The 17,575-nt window shown below is 69.7% G+C and carries 17 protein-coding genes and 1 tRNA gene; 6 read left to right on the forward strand and 12 right to left on the reverse strand.

All coding sequences use genetic code 11. From position 1 onward, the window contains the following. The first annotated feature begins 90 nt into the window (after nt 1-90). Together ACSC1Q_RS25780 and serC are read left to right on the forward strand one after the other, a co-directional pair. On the forward strand, nt 91-1,197 hold the full coding sequence (locus ACSC1Q_RS25780) for a citrate synthase 2 (RefSeq protein WP_436761255.1): 1,107 nt from the start codon (nt 91-93) through the stop codon (nt 1,195-1,197). 282 nt (nt 1,198-1,479) lie between these two features. Further along, a complete protein-coding gene (serC, locus tag ACSC1Q_RS25785) occupies nt 1,480-2,589 on the forward strand; it encodes a phosphoserine transaminase (RefSeq protein ID WP_436761256.1) in 1,110 nt (369 codons plus the stop codon). 84 nt (nt 2,590-2,673) lie between these two features. On the opposite strand, the gene ACSC1Q_RS25790 is transcribed toward serC, so the two are convergent. The 9 genes from ACSC1Q_RS25790 to ACSC1Q_RS25830 all read right to left on the reverse strand — a co-directional run bounded on the left by ACSC1Q_RS25790 (nt 2,674) and on the right by ACSC1Q_RS25830 (nt 11,455). Next, complete coding sequence (locus ACSC1Q_RS25790; protein WP_436761257.1) at nt 2,674-3,081, reverse strand: BlaI/MecI/CopY family transcriptional regulator; 408 nt, start codon at nt 3,079-3,081, stop codon at nt 2,674-2,676. 688 nt (nt 3,082-3,769) lie between these two features. Next, nucleotides 3,770-4,417, reverse strand: coding sequence for a rhomboid family intramembrane serine protease (locus ACSC1Q_RS25795; protein WP_436761258.1), 648 nt, complete (start codon nt 4,415-4,417; stop codon nt 3,770-3,772). A gap of 283 nt (nt 4,418-4,700) precedes the next feature. Further along, on the reverse strand, nt 4,701-5,465 hold the full coding sequence (locus ACSC1Q_RS25800; RefSeq protein WP_436761259.1) for a crotonase/enoyl-CoA hydratase family protein: 765 nt from the start codon (nt 5,463-5,465) through the stop codon (nt 4,701-4,703). Nucleotides 5,466-5,475: 10 nt separating this feature from the next. Next, entirely contained in the window at nt 5,476-6,249 is a 774-nt protein-coding gene (locus ACSC1Q_RS25805; protein ID WP_436761260.1) for an SDR family NAD(P)-dependent oxidoreductase, read from the reverse strand. Between the two features lie 100 nt (nt 6,250-6,349). Further along, nucleotides 6,350-6,688 carry an anti-sigma factor antagonist gene (locus tag ACSC1Q_RS25810; protein WP_344750334.1) on the reverse strand — a complete coding sequence of 113 codons (339 nt, stop codon included), beginning with the start codon at nt 6,686-6,688 and terminating at the stop codon, nt 6,350-6,352. 140 nt (nt 6,689-6,828) lie between these two features. Next, on the reverse strand, nt 6,829-7,611 hold the full coding sequence (locus ACSC1Q_RS25815; protein WP_436761261.1) for an energy-coupling factor ABC transporter ATP-binding protein: 783 nt from the start codon (nt 7,609-7,611) through the stop codon (nt 6,829-6,831). Continuing rightward, nucleotides 7,608-8,372, reverse strand: a complete 765-nt coding sequence (gene cbiQ, locus ACSC1Q_RS25820) for a cobalt ECF transporter T component CbiQ (protein WP_436761262.1) — start codon at nt 8,370-8,372, stop codon at nt 7,608-7,610. Before cbiQ ends, ACSC1Q_RS25815 begins: the two co-directional genes overlap by 4 nt. Further along, nucleotides 8,372-9,427 carry an energy-coupling factor ABC transporter permease gene (locus ACSC1Q_RS25825; RefSeq protein WP_436761263.1) on the reverse strand — a complete coding sequence of 352 codons (1,056 nt, stop codon included), beginning with the start codon at nt 9,425-9,427 and terminating at the stop codon, nt 8,372-8,374. Before ACSC1Q_RS25825 ends, cbiQ begins: the two co-directional genes overlap by 1 nt. 69 nt (nt 9,428-9,496) lie before the next feature. Beyond that, nucleotides 9,497-11,455: a glycosyltransferase family 2 protein gene (locus ACSC1Q_RS25830; RefSeq protein WP_436761264.1), complete on the reverse strand. Its 1,959-nt coding sequence runs from the start codon at nt 11,453-11,455 to the stop codon at nt 9,497-9,499. 347 nt (nt 11,456-11,802) lie between these two features. Between ACSC1Q_RS25830 and ACSC1Q_RS25835 the strand changes: the two genes are divergently transcribed. The 4 genes from ACSC1Q_RS25835 to ACSC1Q_RS25850 all read left to right on the forward strand — a co-directional run bounded on the left by ACSC1Q_RS25835 (nt 11,803) and on the right by ACSC1Q_RS25850 (nt 14,912). Next, nucleotides 11,803-12,105 carry a hypothetical protein gene (locus ACSC1Q_RS25835; RefSeq protein WP_436761265.1) on the forward strand — a complete coding sequence of 101 codons (303 nt, stop codon included), beginning with the start codon at nt 11,803-11,805 and terminating at the stop codon, nt 12,103-12,105. 672 nt (nt 12,106-12,777) lie between these two features. Then, a complete protein-coding gene (locus ACSC1Q_RS25840; protein WP_436761337.1) occupies nt 12,778-13,503 on the forward strand; it encodes a GntR family transcriptional regulator in 726 nt (241 codons plus the stop codon). A gap of 263 nt (nt 13,504-13,766) precedes the next feature. Then, nucleotides 13,767-13,916, forward strand: coding sequence for a hypothetical protein (locus ACSC1Q_RS25845; protein WP_436761266.1), 150 nt, complete (start codon nt 13,767-13,769; stop codon nt 13,914-13,916). Nucleotides 13,917-14,513: 597 nt separating this feature from the next. Beyond that, nucleotides 14,514-14,912, forward strand: a complete 399-nt coding sequence (locus ACSC1Q_RS25850; protein WP_436761267.1) for a tyrosine-type recombinase/integrase — start codon at nt 14,514-14,516, stop codon at nt 14,910-14,912. Here the strand turns inward: ACSC1Q_RS25850 and ACSC1Q_RS25855 are convergent. The 3 genes from ACSC1Q_RS25855 to cysS form a co-directional block, all read right to left on the reverse strand. Beyond that, nucleotides 14,886-14,958, reverse strand: a tRNA-Thr gene (locus tag ACSC1Q_RS25855). The two genes, ACSC1Q_RS25850 and ACSC1Q_RS25855, sit on opposite strands and share 27 nt — an antisense overlap. Nucleotides 14,959-15,030: 72 nt before the next feature. Next, a complete protein-coding gene (gene rlmB / locus ACSC1Q_RS25860; RefSeq protein ID WP_436761268.1) occupies nt 15,031-15,999 on the reverse strand; it encodes a 23S rRNA (guanosine(2251)-2'-O)-methyltransferase RlmB in 969 nt (322 codons plus the stop codon). Nucleotides 16,000-16,022: 23 nt separating this feature from the next. Further along, on the reverse strand, nt 16,023-17,420 hold the full coding sequence (gene cysS, locus ACSC1Q_RS25865; RefSeq protein WP_350971056.1) for a cysteine--tRNA ligase: 1,398 nt from the start codon (nt 17,418-17,420) through the stop codon (nt 16,023-16,025). Nucleotides 17,421-17,575: the final 155 nt, after the last annotated feature.

Below are 17,575 nucleotides of genomic sequence, written 5' to 3' on the forward strand. Positions count from 1 at the left end.
CGGCACACCGCCTCGGCCCAGGGGGTTGAATATGACCCGCCGGTATCTCGACATCAAGGCTTTGACTTCAAGAAAGGGAGGCAGCCGAGAATGTCCGACTTCAAACCCGGGCTCGAAGGCGTTGTAGCTTTCGAGACGGAGATCGCGGAACCGGACAAAGAAGGGGGCGCCCTTCGTTACCGGGGCGTCGACATTGAAGAGCTGGTCGGTCGCGTCTCTTTCGGACACGTGTGGGGCCTGCTTGTCGACAACAAGTTCCAGCCGGGCCTGGCCCCGGCCGAGCCCTTCCCCATTCCTGTCCACTCCGGCGACATCCGCGTCGACGTGCAGAGCGCGCTGGCCATGCTGGCCCCCGCGTACGGCTTCAAGCCGCTGCTCGACATCGACGACGCGCAGGCCCGCGCCGACCTGGCCCTGGCCAGTGTGAACGCCCTGAGTTTCGTCGCGCAGTCCTCGCGCGGCCTGGGGAAGCCGATGGTCCCCCAGAGCGAGGTCGACAAGGGCGAGAGCATCGTCGACCGGTTCATGATCCGCTGGCAGGGCGATCCCGACCCCAAGCACGTCAAGGCCATCGACGCCTACTGGACGTCCGCCGCCGAGCACGGCATGAACGCCTCCACCTTCACCGCCAGGGTCATCGCCTCCACCGGAGCCGACGTCGCCGCGGCGCTGAGCGGTGCGGTCGGCGCCATGTCCGGCCCGCTCCACGGCGGTGCGCCCGCGCGCGTGCTGCACATGATCGAGGGCGTCGAGCAGGTCGGCGACGCCAAGAAGTACGTCCAGTCGGAGCTCGACAAGGGCCAGCGTCTGATGGGCTTCGGTCACCGCGTCTACCGTGCCGAGGACCCCCGGGCACGCGTGCTCCGCCGCACCGCCAAGGAGCTCGACGCGCCGCGTTACGAGGTCGCCGCGGCGCTGGAGAAGGCCGCGCTGGAGGAGCTGCACGCCCGCAAGCCCGACCGGGTGCTCGCCACCAACGTCGAGTACTGGGCGGCGGTCATCCTGGACTTCGCCAAGGTTCCCTCGTCCATGTTCACCTCGATGTTCACCTGCGCCCGCACCGCGGGCTGGGCCGCCCACATCCTGGAGCAGAAGCGCACGGGCAGGCTCGTCCGCCCCAGCGCCGACTACGTGGGTCCCTCCCAGCGCTCGGTCCAGGACGTCCCCGGAGCCACCGAGGTCGTCCACCCCTTCTGAAATCCCCTCCTGTACGGCTGTCGCGCGGCGTCTCGCGCGGCAGCCGTCGCCGGCGGCGGCCCCCACACCCCCGGACCGTCCAGCCGACCCCAGATCATCCCGCCGGCCTCAGACCTTCCGTTCGGCCTCGGACCGCCTTGCGCCCGTTCCCGCATCGTCCCCCGGCCCCGGATCCTCCCGCCGGTCCCGCGATCACCCGGCCCTGCCCAAAAGCCTCCCACGGCTCGTCTCAAAATCCGGACCCCGTCCTGGTCCGATCCCCGGGCTCAGTAGGCTGGTCAGGTGGCTGACATCGTGATTCCCTCTGACATCAAGCCCGCCGACGGCCGTTTCGGCTGCGGGCCCTCGAAGGTGCGCCCCGAGCAGCTCTCGGCTCTCGCCGCCTCCGGATCCAGCGTCCTGGGCACCTCCCACCGCCAGAAGCCGGTCAAGTCGCTGGTCGGGCGCGTTCGCGCGGGGCTCTCCGAGCTGTTCTCCCTCCCCGAGGGGTACGAGGTCGTCCTGGGCAACGGCGGCACCACCGCGTTCTGGGACATCGCCGCCTTCGGGCTGATCCGCGACAGGTCCCAGCACCTGCACTTCGGCGAGTTCTCCTCCAAGTTCGCCTCCGTGGCGGCCAAGGCCCCGTGGCTGGGCGACCCGACCGTGATCAAGTCGGAGGTCGGCAGCCACCCCGAGGCCCGCCCGGAGGAGGGCGTGGACGTCTACGCGCTCACCCACAACGAGACCTCGACCGGCGTCGCGATGCCGATCAGGCGCGTGGGCGAGGAGGGCTCGCTCGTGCTGGTCGACGCCACCTCGGGGGCGGGCGGCCTGCCCGTCGAGGCGAGCGAGTTCGACGTCTACTACTTCGCGCCGCAGAAGAGCTTCGCCTCCGACGGCGGCCTCTGGATCGCCCTGATGTCCCCGGCCGCGCTGGCCAGGGTCGACGAGATCGCCGCCGGTGGGCGCTACATCCCCGAATTCTTCAGCCTCCCGGTGGCCATCGACAACTCCTCCAAGGACCAGACGTACAACACCCCGTCGGTCGCCACGCTCTTCCTGCTCGCCGAGCAGATCGAGTGGATGAACGGCAACGGCGGCCTGGCCTGGACGACCGCCCGCACGGCCGACTCGGCCCAGCGCCTCTACACCTGGGCGGAGAAGACCTCCTGCACCAGCCCGTTCGCGGGTCCGGAGTTCCGCTCCAACGTGGTCGGCACGATCGACTTCTCCGACGACGTCGACGCCTCGGCGATCGCCAAGGTCCTGCGGGCCAACGGCATCGTCGACACCGAGCCCTACCGCAAGCTCGGCCGCAACCAGCTGCGCGTCGCGATGTTCCCCTCCATCGACCCCGACGACGTCGAGGCCCTGACCACCTGCGTCGACTACGTCGTCGAGCGCCTGTAGTCACCGGCTCCCGCCAGGGAGCCGGATCTCCGGCTCCCTGGCGGGCACCCGGGGAAACGTGCGCGAAGTCCCCGGGGGAGAAACCTAGGGCAGCGTGCTCGGGGTCCCGCCCGTCCCCGGGGTGTGCGCCCGCTCCCCCGCGCGCCGCGCCAGCTCGTGCAACAGGCGCAGGGCGTCGTCCGGATCCACCCCCTCCGCGAACCGCGAGAGCACGGGAGCGCGATCCGGACTTCCCTCCAGGGCCGCGAGCATCAGCCCGGCCACGTGCTCGTCCCGTGAGCGGCTGGCGGTGTAGCGGAAGGCGTTGCGCACGGGTGCCCTCTCCAGCAGGCCCTTCCTGACGAGGCGCTCGGCGACGGTCTGCACGGTGGTGTAGGCCAGGCTTCGTTCCGCGTCCTGGTTCAGCATGTCCTGCACCTGGCGAACCAGCAGTGGCTGCTTACAGCCCCACAGCACGTCCATGATCGCGCGTTCCAGGGATCCCAGGTTCACCCGCGGCCACCTTTCGAGGGTCGCGCCCGGCTGTGGGCCCTGGAACATGTACGGGCACGCGGCCAGGCAGGTTCACACATGAAATTTTGTCATATTGTCACTTAAATCAACCGGTGCGGCCATAGCTGGTGAATTCCAGCAGAATCTTCTGTCGCGTGGTCACGAAGAAACCGCCGGGAAAGGACGTCCGCCGAAACGCGCCGACGCCGGACCCGGCCACCGGGAAGCGGGGCTTCCGTCCGCGCCTTGCGGGCCCCGTCGGCCAGCAGTGCGCCAGGCCGACCTCATTCGCCCCTGGAGACCCGCATCCGGCCGACCGACCCTTGGTGATTCCAGCGACACTACGAAGCGCCACATAGCGCCCACAGCTCCATACAGCACCCATCTGCGGGCGAAGCCCTCCGAGTCCGGGCGTTGACGAGCCCGTGAGGGCCGAAAGGCGCCACGTCAGCGAACGGCGAAGCCTCGACAGGCGAGAACCCGGCGGACGGAACTCCACGAAACCCGGCGACCGAAAAAGTCCCGGCGAGAGGGATTCGGCAAGAGGGACCCAATAAGCAAAACCGGGCGACCGGAAAGGACCCGCCGTAAGGAACCCTCGACCGGAAAGGCCACGGCCGAGGGGCGCCCGGCCAGCCTCGGCGGTGTCGGTAAACCTCCCTCGGTGAAGGAAGGACCCTCAACAGGCTCAGTAAGCGGGAGCGACGGCCCGGCGCCTGCGGCGTACCACCCAGGCCGCGATGACGCCACCGACCAGCCCGAACAGGTGCCCCTGCCAGGAGATGCCCGCCTCGCCGGGGAGCACACCCCAGATGATCGAGTAGTAGGCGATCGCCACGCCGACACCGATCACGATGTCGAGGGCGCGACGGTCGAACAGGCCACGGGCGACGACGAACCCGAAGTAGCCGAAGACCAGGCCGCTGGCGCCGACCGTGATGGCCAGCGGCGAGCTGGTGAACCAGACGCCCAGACCGCTGACCAGGACGATGATCAGGCTCGCGGCGAGGAACCGGCCGATCCCGCGCAACGCGGCGAGGAAGCCGAGGATGAGCAGGGGCAGCGAGTTGGCCATCAGGTGACCGAATCCGGCGTGCAGGAAGGGGGCGAGGAAGATGCCGCCCAGACCCTCGGGATCCCAGGCCCGGATGCCGTAGACGTCGAACTCCCCGGGCAGGACGTAGTCGGCGACCTCGATCACCCACATGGCGCCGACCATGAGAACGTTGATGATCGCGGCCCCCAGCGCGCCCGCGGCCAGATTTCCCGCCCTGCGCTTCAGAAGATCACCGGAGGATCGGCCGGTGGGGGACATCCCGGTCGGGTGGTCGTTCATGCACTCTCCTGGCCTTGGAGCGGTGGCGTGGATGTCAAGTGCCCCCGCCGCACCCGTCCACACCTTTACCGTACGCACTCCTGGCCGTGAACGCGCCGGGCGCGACCCCCTGGATCGCACCCGGCCCGCCGAATTTCCTCCGCCCTCCCTGAGAGATCGCTCACCACTCGAACCTCCTCCGGCCCGCCGGAGGGACTACCGGCGAGGAACTACCGGCGGAGGGTCTCACCGCCAGAGGAACCACCGCCGAGGGACCACCGCCGAGGGACCACCGCCGGAGGGACTACTCGCCCTTCCACTGGGGGGCACGCTTCTCGGCGAAGGCCGCCGCCCCCTCCATGGCGTCCTTGGAACCGAACACCGGGCTGATGATCTCCCCCTGCTTCGTGAACATCTCGTCGCGGCTCCAGTCCGCGGACTCGACGATCACGCGCTTGGTCGCGGCGAGCGCCAGCGGGGCGTTGGCGGCGATCCTCTTCGCGAGCTCGACGGCCGTGGCCAGCGCCTCGCCCGCGGGCGTGACGTGGTTGACCAGGCCGAGCTCGTACAGCCGGGAGGCCGGGAAGTGGTCGCCGGTCAGGGCGATCTCCATCGCGATGTGGTAGGGGATGCGGCGCGGCAGCCGCATCACGCCGCCCGCCCCCGCGACCAGTCCTCGCTTGGGCTCGGGAAGCCCGAACTTGGCGTCCTCGGAGGCGATGATGATGTCGCAGGCCAGCGCCAGCTCGCAGCCCCCGGCCAGGGCGTAGCCCTCGACGGCGGCGATGAGCGGCTTCTTCGGCGGCGCCTCGGCGATGCCGCCGAACCCCCTGCCCTCCACGACCGGGAAGTCCCCGGTCAGGAACCCCTTCAGGTCCATGCCCGAGCAGAACGTGCCGCCGGCGCCGGTGAGGACGTAGGCGGACACGTCCTTGCGCTCCTCCAGCTCGTCCAGCGCGGCGGCGACGCCCCGGGCGACCGCGCCGTTGACGGCGTTCCTGGCCTTGGGGCGATTGATCGTGATGACGGCCACGCCGCCGTCGACTTCGACCAGAACCTCGTCAGACACCGGGTGACTCCTACTTGGGCTGGAAGCGGATACCGCCGTCGAAACGGATCGTCTCGGCGTTGATGTAGTCGTTCTCGATCAGCGAGCGGACCAGGTGGGCGAACTCGGAGGCCAGTCCCATGCGCTTGGGGAAGACCACCGGGGCCACGAGCTTGGCCTTGAACTCCTCGGAGTTGGCCGAGAAACCGTAGATCGGGGTGTCGATGATGCCGGGGCAGATGGTGTTGACGCGCACGCCGATGGCGGCGAGATCGCGCGCGGCCGGGACGGTCATCCCGACGATGCCGCCCTTGGAGGCCGAGTAGGCGACCTGACCGGTCTGCCCCTCCAGCGCCGCCACCGAGGCGGTGTTGATCACCACGCCCCGCTGGCCGTCCTCGTCGACCGGCTCCGTCTTCGCGATCGCGGCGGCGCCGATGCGCATGAGGTTGAAGGTGCCGATCAGGTTGACCTCGATGACCTTGCGGTACGAGGCCAGATCGTGCGGCGAGCCGTCACGGCCGACGGTCCGGCTGGCCCAGCCGATGCCCGCGCTGTTCACCACGACGCGCAGCGGCCTGCCGGTCGCCACGGCCGCGTCCACGGCCGCCTGCACCTGCTCCTCGTCCGACACGTCCGCCTTGACGAAGACGCCGCCGAGCTCGTCGGCGAGTGACTTGCCGCGCTCCTCGTTGAGGTCGGCGACGACGACGGTGGCGCCGTGCGCGGCGAGGTCGCGGGCCGTGGCCTCGCCGAGGCCGCTGGCACCGCCCGAGATGATTGCTGCTGCTCCGTTCAGGTCCATGTGCGGACTTTAACGCGCGGACCGAATGAAGTTCTACTGGGGGTGGCTAAAACTCTCCGTCACCAACCCCCATGGCACGCCCATGGCCGGGCCGGTGCGGCTAGATCTCCCCGACGGCGCTGCTCACGTCGGGATAGACCTTGATCCGCCGGTCGAGCCCCGTCGTGCGGAGGATCCGGGCCACCGGCGCCTGGGGTGCCGCCAGCGAGACCCCGCCGCCCTCGCTCGTGGCGAGCCGCCACGCCTCGATCAGCACGGAGAGGCCGCTGGAGTCCATGAAGGACAGGGCGGTGAGGTCGAGGACCAGCCTCGCGCCGTCCAGCTTGATCGCGTCACGGACCTCGTCCCGCAGAAAGGGAGCGGTGAACAGGTCGAGCTCGCCCTCGACAGCCACCACCACGGCGTCCCCGACGGCGCGGCGAGCCAGCCGTAGCTTCATCAGTCCTCCTCGCGCCCGAAGGGCAGACCTACTTTACTTCGCCGTCACTCCACGCGAGGTCATGCGCGATTGTTCACAGCAAGTTCGCGCCGACCGCGCCCCGGCTCCCGGGAACGAGGCCGGGCCCGGAGATCCCGGAGTCAGGGCGCGGCGAAACCGTACGGCAGCTCCAGCCGGTGGGCGGCGAGGAGGCTCGCGTCGGCGAGGATCTCGCGGGTCGGACCGTCGGCGGCGATGACGCCCCCGGAGAGGATGAGCGAGCGTTCGCACAGCTCCAGCGCGTACGGCAGGTCGTGGGTGACCATCAGGACGGTCACGTCGAGCCCCCTGAGGATCTCGGCGAGCTCGCGCCGGGAGGCCGGATCCAGGTTGGACGACGGCTCGTCGAGGACGAGGATCTCCGGCTCCATGGCCAGCACGGTCGCCACCGCGACCCGGCGGCGCTGGCCGAAGGACAGGTGGTGCGGCGGCCGGTCGATCGTCTCCAGCATGCCCACGCGCTCCAGCGCGTCCTCGACCCGGCGCCGTAGCTCCTCGCCCGCGACCCCCATGTTGGCCGGGCCGAAGGCCACGTCCTCGCGGACGGTCGGCATGAAGAGCTGGTCGTCGGGGTCCTGGAAGACGAGCCCGACCCGCCTGCGGATCTCCATGAGCGACCCCTTGCCGACCGGCAGCCCCGCGACGGCCACCGTGCCGTGCCCGGCGGTGAGGATGCCGTTGAGGTGCATCACCAGCGTGGTCTTGCCCGCGCCGTTCGGCCCGAGCAGCGCGACCCGCTCACCGCGCTCCACCCGGAGGTCCACACCGAACAGCGCCTGCGTGCCGTCGGGGTACGCGTACGCCAGGCGGCTCACCTCAAGCGAGGGCGGCGGTGGCGGGGACGCGGCCGGGGTCGGCGCGGTCGGCGAGGACGGCACGGTCACGCGAACCCCCAGCTCCCGAGTAACACGGCGAGTGCCGCACCCGGCAACATACCGGCGACGAGCCACTGCCGCGAAGCCGCGGAGAGATCCTGGATGACCGGCATCGACCCGGTGTAGCCCCGGCTGAGCATCGCCAGGTGCACCCGCTCGCCGCGCTCGTACGAGCGGATGAACAGCGCCCCCGCCGACCTGGCGATCACCGGGATGTGCCGCACGTCCCTCGCCACGAACCCGCGCGACTCCCTCGCCACCCGCATCCGGCGCATCTCGTCCAGGATCACGTCCATGTAGCGGAGCATGAACATCGCGATCTGCACCAGCAGCGGCGGCAGCCTGAGGCGCTGGGCGCCCAGCAGGATCAGCCGGGGCTCGGTGGTGGCCGCGAGCAGCACGCTCGCGACCACGCCCAGGGTCGCCTTGGCCAGGATGTTCCAGGCGGCCCACAGGCCCGCCACGCTGAGCGAGAGGCCCATGAAGGTCGTCCTCTCGCCGAACCCGATGAACGGGATGGCCAGCGCGAACACCACGAACGGCACCTCGACCACCATCCGCCGCAGCACGAACCCCGCCGGGACGCGCGCGAGGGCCGCCACCGCGACCAGGAGCACGGCGTACAGCCCGAAGGCCCAGAACCACTCGCGCGGGGTCGCGACCACCACCAGGGCGAACCCGGCCACCGCCACCAGCTTGCACTGGGGCGGCAGCCGGTGCACGAGCGTGTCGCCCGGCCGGTGCAGCTGGTGGTGATGGCCCGATCCCACTAGACGGAGACCTTCTTGTCGCTGTCGCCCCTGGCGCCGCCGTCGTCGCCGTCCTCGCGGCGGCGCACGGCGTAGAACACCCCGCCGCCGACGGCGAGGGTCACCCCGACGCCGATCAGCCCGGCCACGCCCACCGGGATGCCGCCCACGTCCCCGTAGTCGGCGAGCGGCTGCTCGCCCAGCGAGTGGTCGGTCGCCTGGTCGCTGAACCCCTTGTCCTCGGCGACCCACTCCAGGCCGTCGGGCGAGGAGGAGGCGTAGAAGCTGACGACGCCCGCCAGCAGCGCCGCCACCGCGACCCCGGCGGGCAGGAACCAGCCGGGACGGCGGGCGGCGACCGGCGCGACCGGCCTCGGGGTCTCGGGGGTGACGGTCACGTCGCCGTCCGCGCCGCGCAGGACCAGCGGCGCGACGAGCTCGCGGGCGCCGTACACCAGGTCGGGCCGGATCGCCAGCACGGTGCTCACGGTGACCGCGGTGATCAGCCCCTCGCCCACCCCGATGAGCAGGTGCACGCCACCCATGGCAGCGGCGACCGTGCCGATCTCGATGGGCGCGGTGCCACCGGCCCAGAACAGCAGCGTGAACGCCAGTGCCGAGGCGGGCACCGAGACCAGCGCCGCGACGAACGCGGCCGCCACCACGGCCCCCCTGTTGCGCACGCTCCGGGTGATCAGGCGGAAGACACCCCACCCGACCAGCACGGCGACGAGGCCCATCAGCGTGATGTTGACGCCCAGCGCGGTCAGCCCGCCGTCGGCGAAGAAGAACGCCTGTACCAGGAGGACCACGGCCACACACAACACCGCTGTGTACGGGCCGACGAGTATCGCGGCGAGCGCGCCGCCGAGGAGGTGTCCGCTGGTGCCCGCGGCGACCGGGAAGTTGAGCATCTGGACCGCGAAGATGAAGGCGGCGACCAGCCCGGCCATCGGAGCGGTGCGGTCGTCGAGCTCGCGGCGGGCGCCGCGCAGGCAGACGGCGACGCCGGCGGCGGCGACCACCCCCGCCGACACCGAGACCGCGGCGTTGAAAAAGCCATCGGGTACGTGCACAACAAGCCTCCGAGGTGCGGATTTGCCCTCAACTTTAGGCCATCGGCTTGTAGTTGCAAGAATGTGGCATTAACGAACGATACGTCTGATGAAAGTTCTGGGGCCGAGGGTGCGGACCACCGTGCTGAGCCGGCCCTTCCCCGCGGTGGCGTAGGGCCTGACACTCCAGCGGATCGCGCCGCGCCACCACGTGCGCGGCTGCTCGATCACCTCGGGCACCGCCTCGATCCTGAAGCGCGCGGGCGGCCCGCCCAGGTCGAGCTCCAGGTAGGCGTCCCAGGTGCCGGGACCCAGCCGCCCCATCGCCTGGGAGGCCGTGAACCGGCCGCCCGCGCCGACCGTGACCGGCTCGCGCCGCTCCCGGCTCGACTCGCGCTCCCGCCAGACCAGGTAGCGCACCACGTCGGCCGCCGGGGCCGCCGCGCCCACGCTGACCTCGCCGTCGAGCACCAGCCGGTGCCCCGCCGCCCAGCGGGCGCGCACCAGCCTCGCGCTGCCCGGCACCGCGACCACGTGCCCGCCGATGTCGAGGCTGAGGTTGCCGTACGGATGGGTGAAGTACGGGAGGGCGACGACGTCGCCGACCACGCGCGGCATGGGCGGCGCCACCAGCCCCTCCCCGTCGGCGCCCAGGCGCGCGAGCCGGGGGACGCCCTCGAAGGCGACGCTCACGTGGACGTCCCAGATGCCGGAGGACAGGGTGGTGACGTCGACGATCCCGGTGAACCCCGCGCAGTCGCCGGTCACCGGGACCACGACCTCGTCGGACGGGCCGGGGTCGACGTGCCGACGCCGCAGCACCAGGGCGAGGTCGCCGCCGGTGATCTCCGGGCGGTCGTAGCGCTCCAGCGTGCTCAGCGCCACCTTGCCCGAGATCGCGAGCCGCCCCTCCCGCTCCCAGCGGAGCGCGGTGAGCTCCCTGCGGACCGAGGCCGACTCGATGTGCGCGAGCCGTACCAGGCGGTCGATGTCCTGCAGCGCGGCGATCCGGCTCCGGTCGATCGCGGGGAGCCGCTCGCGGACCCCGTCGGTCAGCCACCGCTCGCACATGTCGGCCACCTCGGCGGCGATCTCCTTGCGCTCGACCTCCCCGGCGTCCAGGAAGGGCCGGCCGAGGTTGCCGAAGGCGTCCATCCGGAAGTGGCGCCGCAGGAGGTGGTCACGGAGATCCCCGGGACGCACGTGGGCGAGCATCAGCTCGATCGGCCGCCTGATCATCCGCAGCCAGGAGACCGGGTCGCGGCTCCCCTGCCGCTGCATGATGCTGGTGCCGTCGGGCCGGGCGACCAGGTGGTAGCAGTCGTAGTCGGCGACCACCGAGATCACGTCCGCGTGACAGTAGGCGTGGGTGGTGAAGACGACGTCCTCCCCCACCAGGAGCGTCTCGTCGAAACGGATGGCGTGCCGCTCAAGCATCTCCCTGCGGAACAGCTTGAAGCAGCTCAAGCTGTTGTAGACCGCGCTGTCGCCGAGAGGCACCCGCTCGGCGTTCTCCTTGAACATCGAGATCGGCACCTTGCGGTCATGCCCGACGATCTTCCCGAGCACGATGTCCGAGCCGTTGCGGTCGGCCATCGCGAGCATCCGCTCCAGCGCCTGGGGGCCGAGGTAGTCGTCCGCGTCGCAGAAGAAGACGTATCTGCCGCGCGCGTGGGAGAGCCCGACGTTGCGCGGGCGCCCCGCGCCGCCGGACGCCTCCTGCCTCACGACGCGGATCACCCCGCGGTGGCAGGAGGCGTACAGGTCGAGCAGCGCGGCACCGCCGTCGGTGGAACCGTCGTCGACGACCACCACCTCCAGGGCGACACGCTGGATGAGCAGCGAGGTCAGGCACCTGTCGAGATATGGTCCGCAGTTGTGGAGGGGGACGATCACGGTGACGTCGACGTCGGACCGGATCGCCTCCTCGCTCGTGATGTCACGGCAGCCCTGCCCCGTGCTCGTGATGTCACGGCCGCCCCGCCCCGTGCTCGTGATATCGCAGCCGCCCCGCTCCGTGCGGACTCGCTGGAGGATCGTTACTGTCACCGCCGCGCCCCTCGTCGGTCACTTTCCGCTTATCTAGCGTCTCAGTATGTGACGAAGAGCCGCCTGTACGGGGGCGAATCCACAGGGTGCCCTCCCCGATCTGCCGACGCGAGGGGCACATAGGACGTGAAGTAACCGTTTCGCACACTTCGCGGCGTACCGCGGACCTCACCTGACCTCGTAACCGCCCCTGGCAGGGGCCGGTGTCGTATCGGCCGTCGCCTCCCTGACCGGCATCGTCGCGGCGTGCGTACGGCGGCACCACCGCGTTGACGGCGTTCGGGGCCGGCCTCGGGCGGAGAGCGCGGATGGCATGCTGGGAGGCCGGCGATCACAAGGAGATAGCGATGACCCACCCCCTCGGCGCGCCGCTCGCACCCCGGCGCACTCCTCTCGACGCGGAGGAGAAGGCCCGGGGCGAGGCGAATTTCGCCTCCCTGGTCGCCCAGAACCTCATCGCCGACGGGCGGTTCAGGGTGACCGCCGACACCCCGGAGATGGTGGAGCTGTGGCAGAGGGTGGCCCGCGACGTGGGGGACATGCTCCAGCGGCCCGTGATCAGCTACGCCAACGGCAGATACATCGTGATCGCCCTCGACCAGCGTGAGACCCCGGCCCCACCGGCCGAGATACCCGCCCGGCACGAGTGACCACCAGATGTCGTCCATCCGAGGGCGCGGGCAGGCACGAGAAGCCGTCGGACACGGAAGATCGAGATGTTGGGCTTGCCTGGGACGCGGCAGACGGGAAGATCAGGCCTACCTCAGCCATCTACGGCTCTCGTGTCGGAACGTCGATCATCCCGGAGCCGAGGCCCCCGCCACAGGCACGAAAAGGTCCTAACGTTCTTCTTCGCGAGCCCAAGGGAAGGGGGGAAGTGTCCCGGAGATGCCGACCCAAGGGTCTGGATATGTGTTCTTGCAGACGGCACAGCGAGCCGGGGCAACGCCAGTGCCTCCGATGAGTGAGCCATGTTCACTCGGTAGCACGGGATCTACGTATCCGTTGATTTCGACTTCCAGCGCGGGCCACAGCGGGTTACAGATACACCCGTCCAACTGTCGACGCTTCCATATTCGGGTCCACTTCACGCCGCACTCCGATCATGCTCAGGTTTGGTCATGGTAGTGGCGGCGGGCCGCTGGAGTCGGTGCGTTGTTTGGGTACGGCGGGCATGCGGGTCGGTGGACGGCCCGGGGCGCCGCCGTTCGGGACCGGCGCCCACGCCGCACGCCCGGTCGGCGGGCGGCAGAGGGCCGGGTACGGTGGCGCGGCGTGCCGCCGCTTGATAAACGACCAGCGATCGGGCCGTCTTTCGGCAGATCGCCGACCACATCAGGCATGCGATCGAGCAGGGCGTTCTCGCCGAAGGTGACAAGGTGCCCTCGGAAGCTCAGCTCATGCAACATTACGGCGTCGCGCGGATGACCATCCGCAACGCGCTCCAGGTCCTCCAAGGCGAGGGGCTGACCGTGGCCGAGCATGGGCGTGGTGTCTTCGTCCGGTCTCATCCTCCGGTGCGGCGGCTGGCCTCCGATCGGTTCGCCCGTCGTCATCGGGAGCGGGGCAAGGCGGCGTTCATCGCGGAGACGGAAGGGGCCGGCGGCAAGCCGTCCGTCGACTCGATCGAGATCACCGAGGAGCGGGCGTCGGCGGAGGTGGCCGAGAAGCTTGGGATCTCTTCGGAGGATCACGTGATCCGGCGCTCGCGCCGGTATCTGATCAACAGTCAGCCGGTGGAGACGGCGGTGTCGTACATTCCGGCGGACATCGCGCGGGATACGCAGATCGCGCAGCCGGACAGTGGTCCGGGAGGAATCTACGCCCGGCTGGAGGAGCTGGGGTTCCGGCTGGATCACTTCGTGGAGGAGATCCGCTCTCGGATGCCGCTGCGTGACGAGATGCGGGCGCTCAAACTGGCGCCGGGCGTTCCGGTGTTTCACCTGGTCCGTACGGCGTATGCCACCGATGGTCGCGCTGTGGAGGTGTGCGACACGGTGATGTCCAGCGATGCTTACGTGCTCTCGTACGAGCTGCCTGCGCGATAGGACTTGGCGTACTCCTCTAGTCGAGTAGATGTCTTCGCAGAGCTACTGGTAAGCGTGAGGCGTTGAAGTCTGAGGGGGTCGAGTGTCGTGACCGAGCAACCGTCTATTTCGTGCGGCGGCAAAGGATGGAAGTACGTAAGCCTGCGGCGTGGCCTGATCGGCGGTCTGCGAGGGTCGACCCTGTCTCTTATTCGCGTCCGGGATGACTGCTTGCTCCGCCAGGGACAGAGGGTCAATCCGGCGTCGATGACGCGGTTTGGCGCATGAGTCCTCACCTGCCTGCGGGACGGCTGGTCCTGGGCGGTGCCTGTTCGCCGGTGAGGGCGGCGGAATCTCTGCGGGCGGCGTTGGAGCGGTGCGGGATCGATGCCGACGTCAACGACGGTTACGGGCTGGCCGTGGTGTCGGCCTAGACGGGATTGACCGTCTGGTCCGATGGCCTGACCTTCTGGTGGAGCACGGGGCGCTTGGACATCGGGCGCGGACGGGTGCTGTACGCCTGGCATGCGGCGGAGGAACCTGACCGGGCCGCGCGGCGAGTGGCGTTCCGCTATGCCGATCTTCGTAAGGCTCATCCGCTGCCCGCCGAGAGGGTGGGAGCTCATCGTGCCGACCCTGTTTGATGAGTGCGTCAGCATCAGTCCGCACGTGGTCATGGTTCAGCGTGATCATGTGCGTCTTGAGTGGCGGAACCCGGGCGGGGCTTTGCAGCGGGCACACCCGGAGGTGTGGACGTGCGCGTGCTTGGCCGTCGTCTACGAACTTCACGTTGGCGCTGGTCAAGGGTTCATCAGGCGGACCGTTCAGAACGACGGCGGGCATCTGATCCATGACACCCGTCCGTGGAGGATCACTGAAGCTCGGGCCTTCTGGTCGGCGTTGCTGGCTGGGCGGGCTCGGTAGACGAGTGTGGTGGTGCGGTGACTGGTTGCGGGGGGCGCCGGAGGTCTCGCACCGCCACACTCCCCACCTGCGAGGGTGCTCGCTTTTCAAGTCGGGGGATCGCGTCTATGCCGACGATAAGTCGAGCGGGATTTCGCCGGACGTGGAACAGTGCCCGTGCGGCTGCCGGGCTTCCCGATCTCCATTTCCACGATCTCCGCCACGTCGGCAACACCCTGGCCGCTTCCAGCGGGGCGAGTCTCAAAGAGCTGAGGTCCCGGATGGGGCACTCCTCCACGCGGGCGGCGCTGATCTACCAGCACGCCAGTCAGGACCGTGACAAGGCCATCGCGGAAGCTCTGGGCAAGGCGCTCATGGTGGCACGCGAGACGGCCACGAAGAAGGTCAATGGCACGCGGGTGGCACGGAAAGGCAAGAAGTCCGCTCAACGATCAAAGGGCCAGGTCACCGTATGCCGGGTGACCTGGCCCTTTGTTGCGAGCCGACGAGGGGAATCGAACCCCTGACCTACAGTTTACAAGACTGTTGCTCTGCCGATTGAGCTACGTCGGCATGGTCGCCAGACGAGTGTAGTCGGCTCGCTCCCCGTACGTCACCGAGGTATGCCCTGCCGATTGCGAACCGTTAGGAACGGCGGTGGCGGGCGACCTCGTAGAGGGCGATGCCGGCGGCGACCCCGGCGTTGAGGGACTCGGCGGCGGCGTGCATCGGGATGCGGACGACCAGGTCACACGACTCGCGGACCAGGCGGGACAGGCCCTTGCCCTCGGATCCCACGATGACGACCAGCGGGCCGTCGAGGAGGTTGGCCTCACCGATGTCGACCGTGCCCTCGCCGTCCAGGCCGATCACGAACAGGCCCGCCTCGCGGTACTCCCGCAGGGTGGCGGTGAGGTTGGCGGCGCGGGCGACCGGCAGGTTGGCCAGCGTGCCCGCGGAGGTCTTCCAGGCCCCGCCGGTGACCCCCGCCGAGCGGCGGGAGGGGATGACCAGGCCGTGGGCGCCGAACGCGGTGGCGGACCGGGCGATGGCGCCCAGGTTGCGGGGGTCGGTGACGCTGTCGAGAGCGACGATCAGCGGGACCTCCGCGGCCTCCTGGGCCACGCGGACCAGATCGTCGGGGTGGGCGTAGTCGTACGCCGGGATCTGCAGGGCGATGCCCTGGTGGATCCCGCCCTCGGTGAGGCGGTCGAGCTTCTCCCTGCCGACCTCCAGCATCGCGATGCCCCGGTCGGCGGCGATGCGGACCGACTCCTTGACGCGGTCGTCGTTGTCGATCCGCAGGGCCACGTAGAGCGTGCTGGCCGGAACCCCGGCCCGCAGCGCCTCGACGACGGGGTTGCGCCCGCCGATGTGCTCGGGCGCGTCGTCGCTCCGCCGGGTGCGGACCGGGGTGCGCGGGGAGGAGGACCTGCCGGTCTTCTCCTCGCGCTCGATCCGCTCGCCGCGCGCCTTGTCCTTGTGCCAGTGCCGCAGATGCGCCGGCGGGGTGGCTCCCCTGCCCTCCAGGCCACGACGGACGTTGCCGCCCGTGCCCTTGGTCGGACTCTTCTTCTTCGCGGGTCGCCCGGACCCTTTACCCCCACCAGCCATGGTCTATAGCGTACGGCCTGGTTTCACCGCGAGAGTTCCCAGCGTGGTCCCTGGGGGGTGTCCTCGACGTGGATGCCCGCGTGGGAAAGCTGGTCACGAATGCCGTCGGCCGCCGAGAAGTCCTTGCGCGCCCGCGCCGCCTGCCGCTGTTCCAGCGCGACGGCGACCAGCGCGTCGACGGTCGCCCGCATGCCGGTCTCGCCGCCCGAGGAGCGCCACTGCTCCGAGCGCGGGTCGAGGCCGAGGACGTCGAGCATGTTCTGCGTCTCGGCGAGCAGCCTCGCCACCTGCTCCTTGTTGCCCTGGGCCAGCGCGACGTTGCCCTCGCGGACCACCTCGTGCACCACGGCGAGCGCCTGGGGGGTGCCCAGGTCGTCGTCGAGGGCGTCGGAGAAGGCCTGGGGAAGCGGCGCGTGCGCGTCGACGTCGTGGATGACCTCGGCCGCGCGGGTGACGAAGCCCTCGATGCGCTGGTAGGCCACGGCGGCCTCGAACAGCGCCTCCTCCGAGTATTCGATCGAGGAGCGGTAGTGCGGGGCCGCCAGGTAGTAGCGGAGCTCGACCGGGCGGACCTTCTTGGTGACCTCGGGGATCAGCAGGGAGTTGCCGAGCGACTTGCTCATCTTCTCCGCGCCGATCTTGAGCATGCCGTTGTGCATCCAGTAGCGGGCGAAGCCGTCGCCTGCCGCCTGGGACTGGGTCAGCTCGTTCTCGTGGTGCGGGAAGATCAGGTCGACGCCACCGCCGTGGATGTCGAAGGTGGACCCGAGATACTTGGTGGCCATGGCCGAGCACTCCAGGTGCCAGCCGGGACGGCCCCGGCCCCACGGGGTCGGCCAGGTCGGCTCACCGGGCTTCTCGCCCTTCCAGAGCGCGAAGTCGCGCGGGTCGCGCTTGCAGGAGTCGGTGTCGGTGTCGCCGGCGGCCCGCATGTTCTGGAGCTTCTGGTTGGACAGCGAGCCGTAGCGGTCGGCGTAGGACATGACGTCGAAGTAGACGTCACCCTCGGCGGCGTAGGCGTGCCCGGCGGCGATCAGCCGGTCCATCAGCTCGATCATCTCGGGCACGTGGCCGGTGGCACGGGGCTCGACGGTGGGGGGCAGGCAGCCCAGCACCTCGTACGCCCAGGTGAAGGCCCTCTGGTTACGCTCGGCGACGGCGAACCACGGCACGTTCTCCTCGGCGGCGACTCTGATGATCTTGTCGTCGATGTCGGTGACGTTGCGGCAGAAGGTCACCTCGTAGCCGGACCTGATCATCCAGCGGCGGAGCACGTCGAAGTTGACGCCCGAGCGGATGTGCCCGATGTGCGGGGGAGCCTGCACGGTGGCACCACACAGGTAGATCGAGGCCCGGCCGGGTTCGACCGGGACGAATTCGCGGACAGTGCGTACGCTGGTGTCGTATAGCTGCAGGCTCACGAAGGCAAGGCTAATGCCTCACCTCCCCTCACAAACCGGGTTGCGGGACGTTGAAGACACTCAGCAGAGTGTTTTATGACCATTAGCGGCGAATGTCGCCCAGCTGATCCAGCAGAACGGCACCGTGACAGAAGACACTGCCGAGGTTGGTCCTG

It is taken from the genome of Streptosporangium heterodermiicola (genome assembly GCF_051390675.1).
GTDB lineage: Bacteria > Actinomycetota > Actinomycetes > Streptosporangiales > Streptosporangiaceae > Streptosporangium.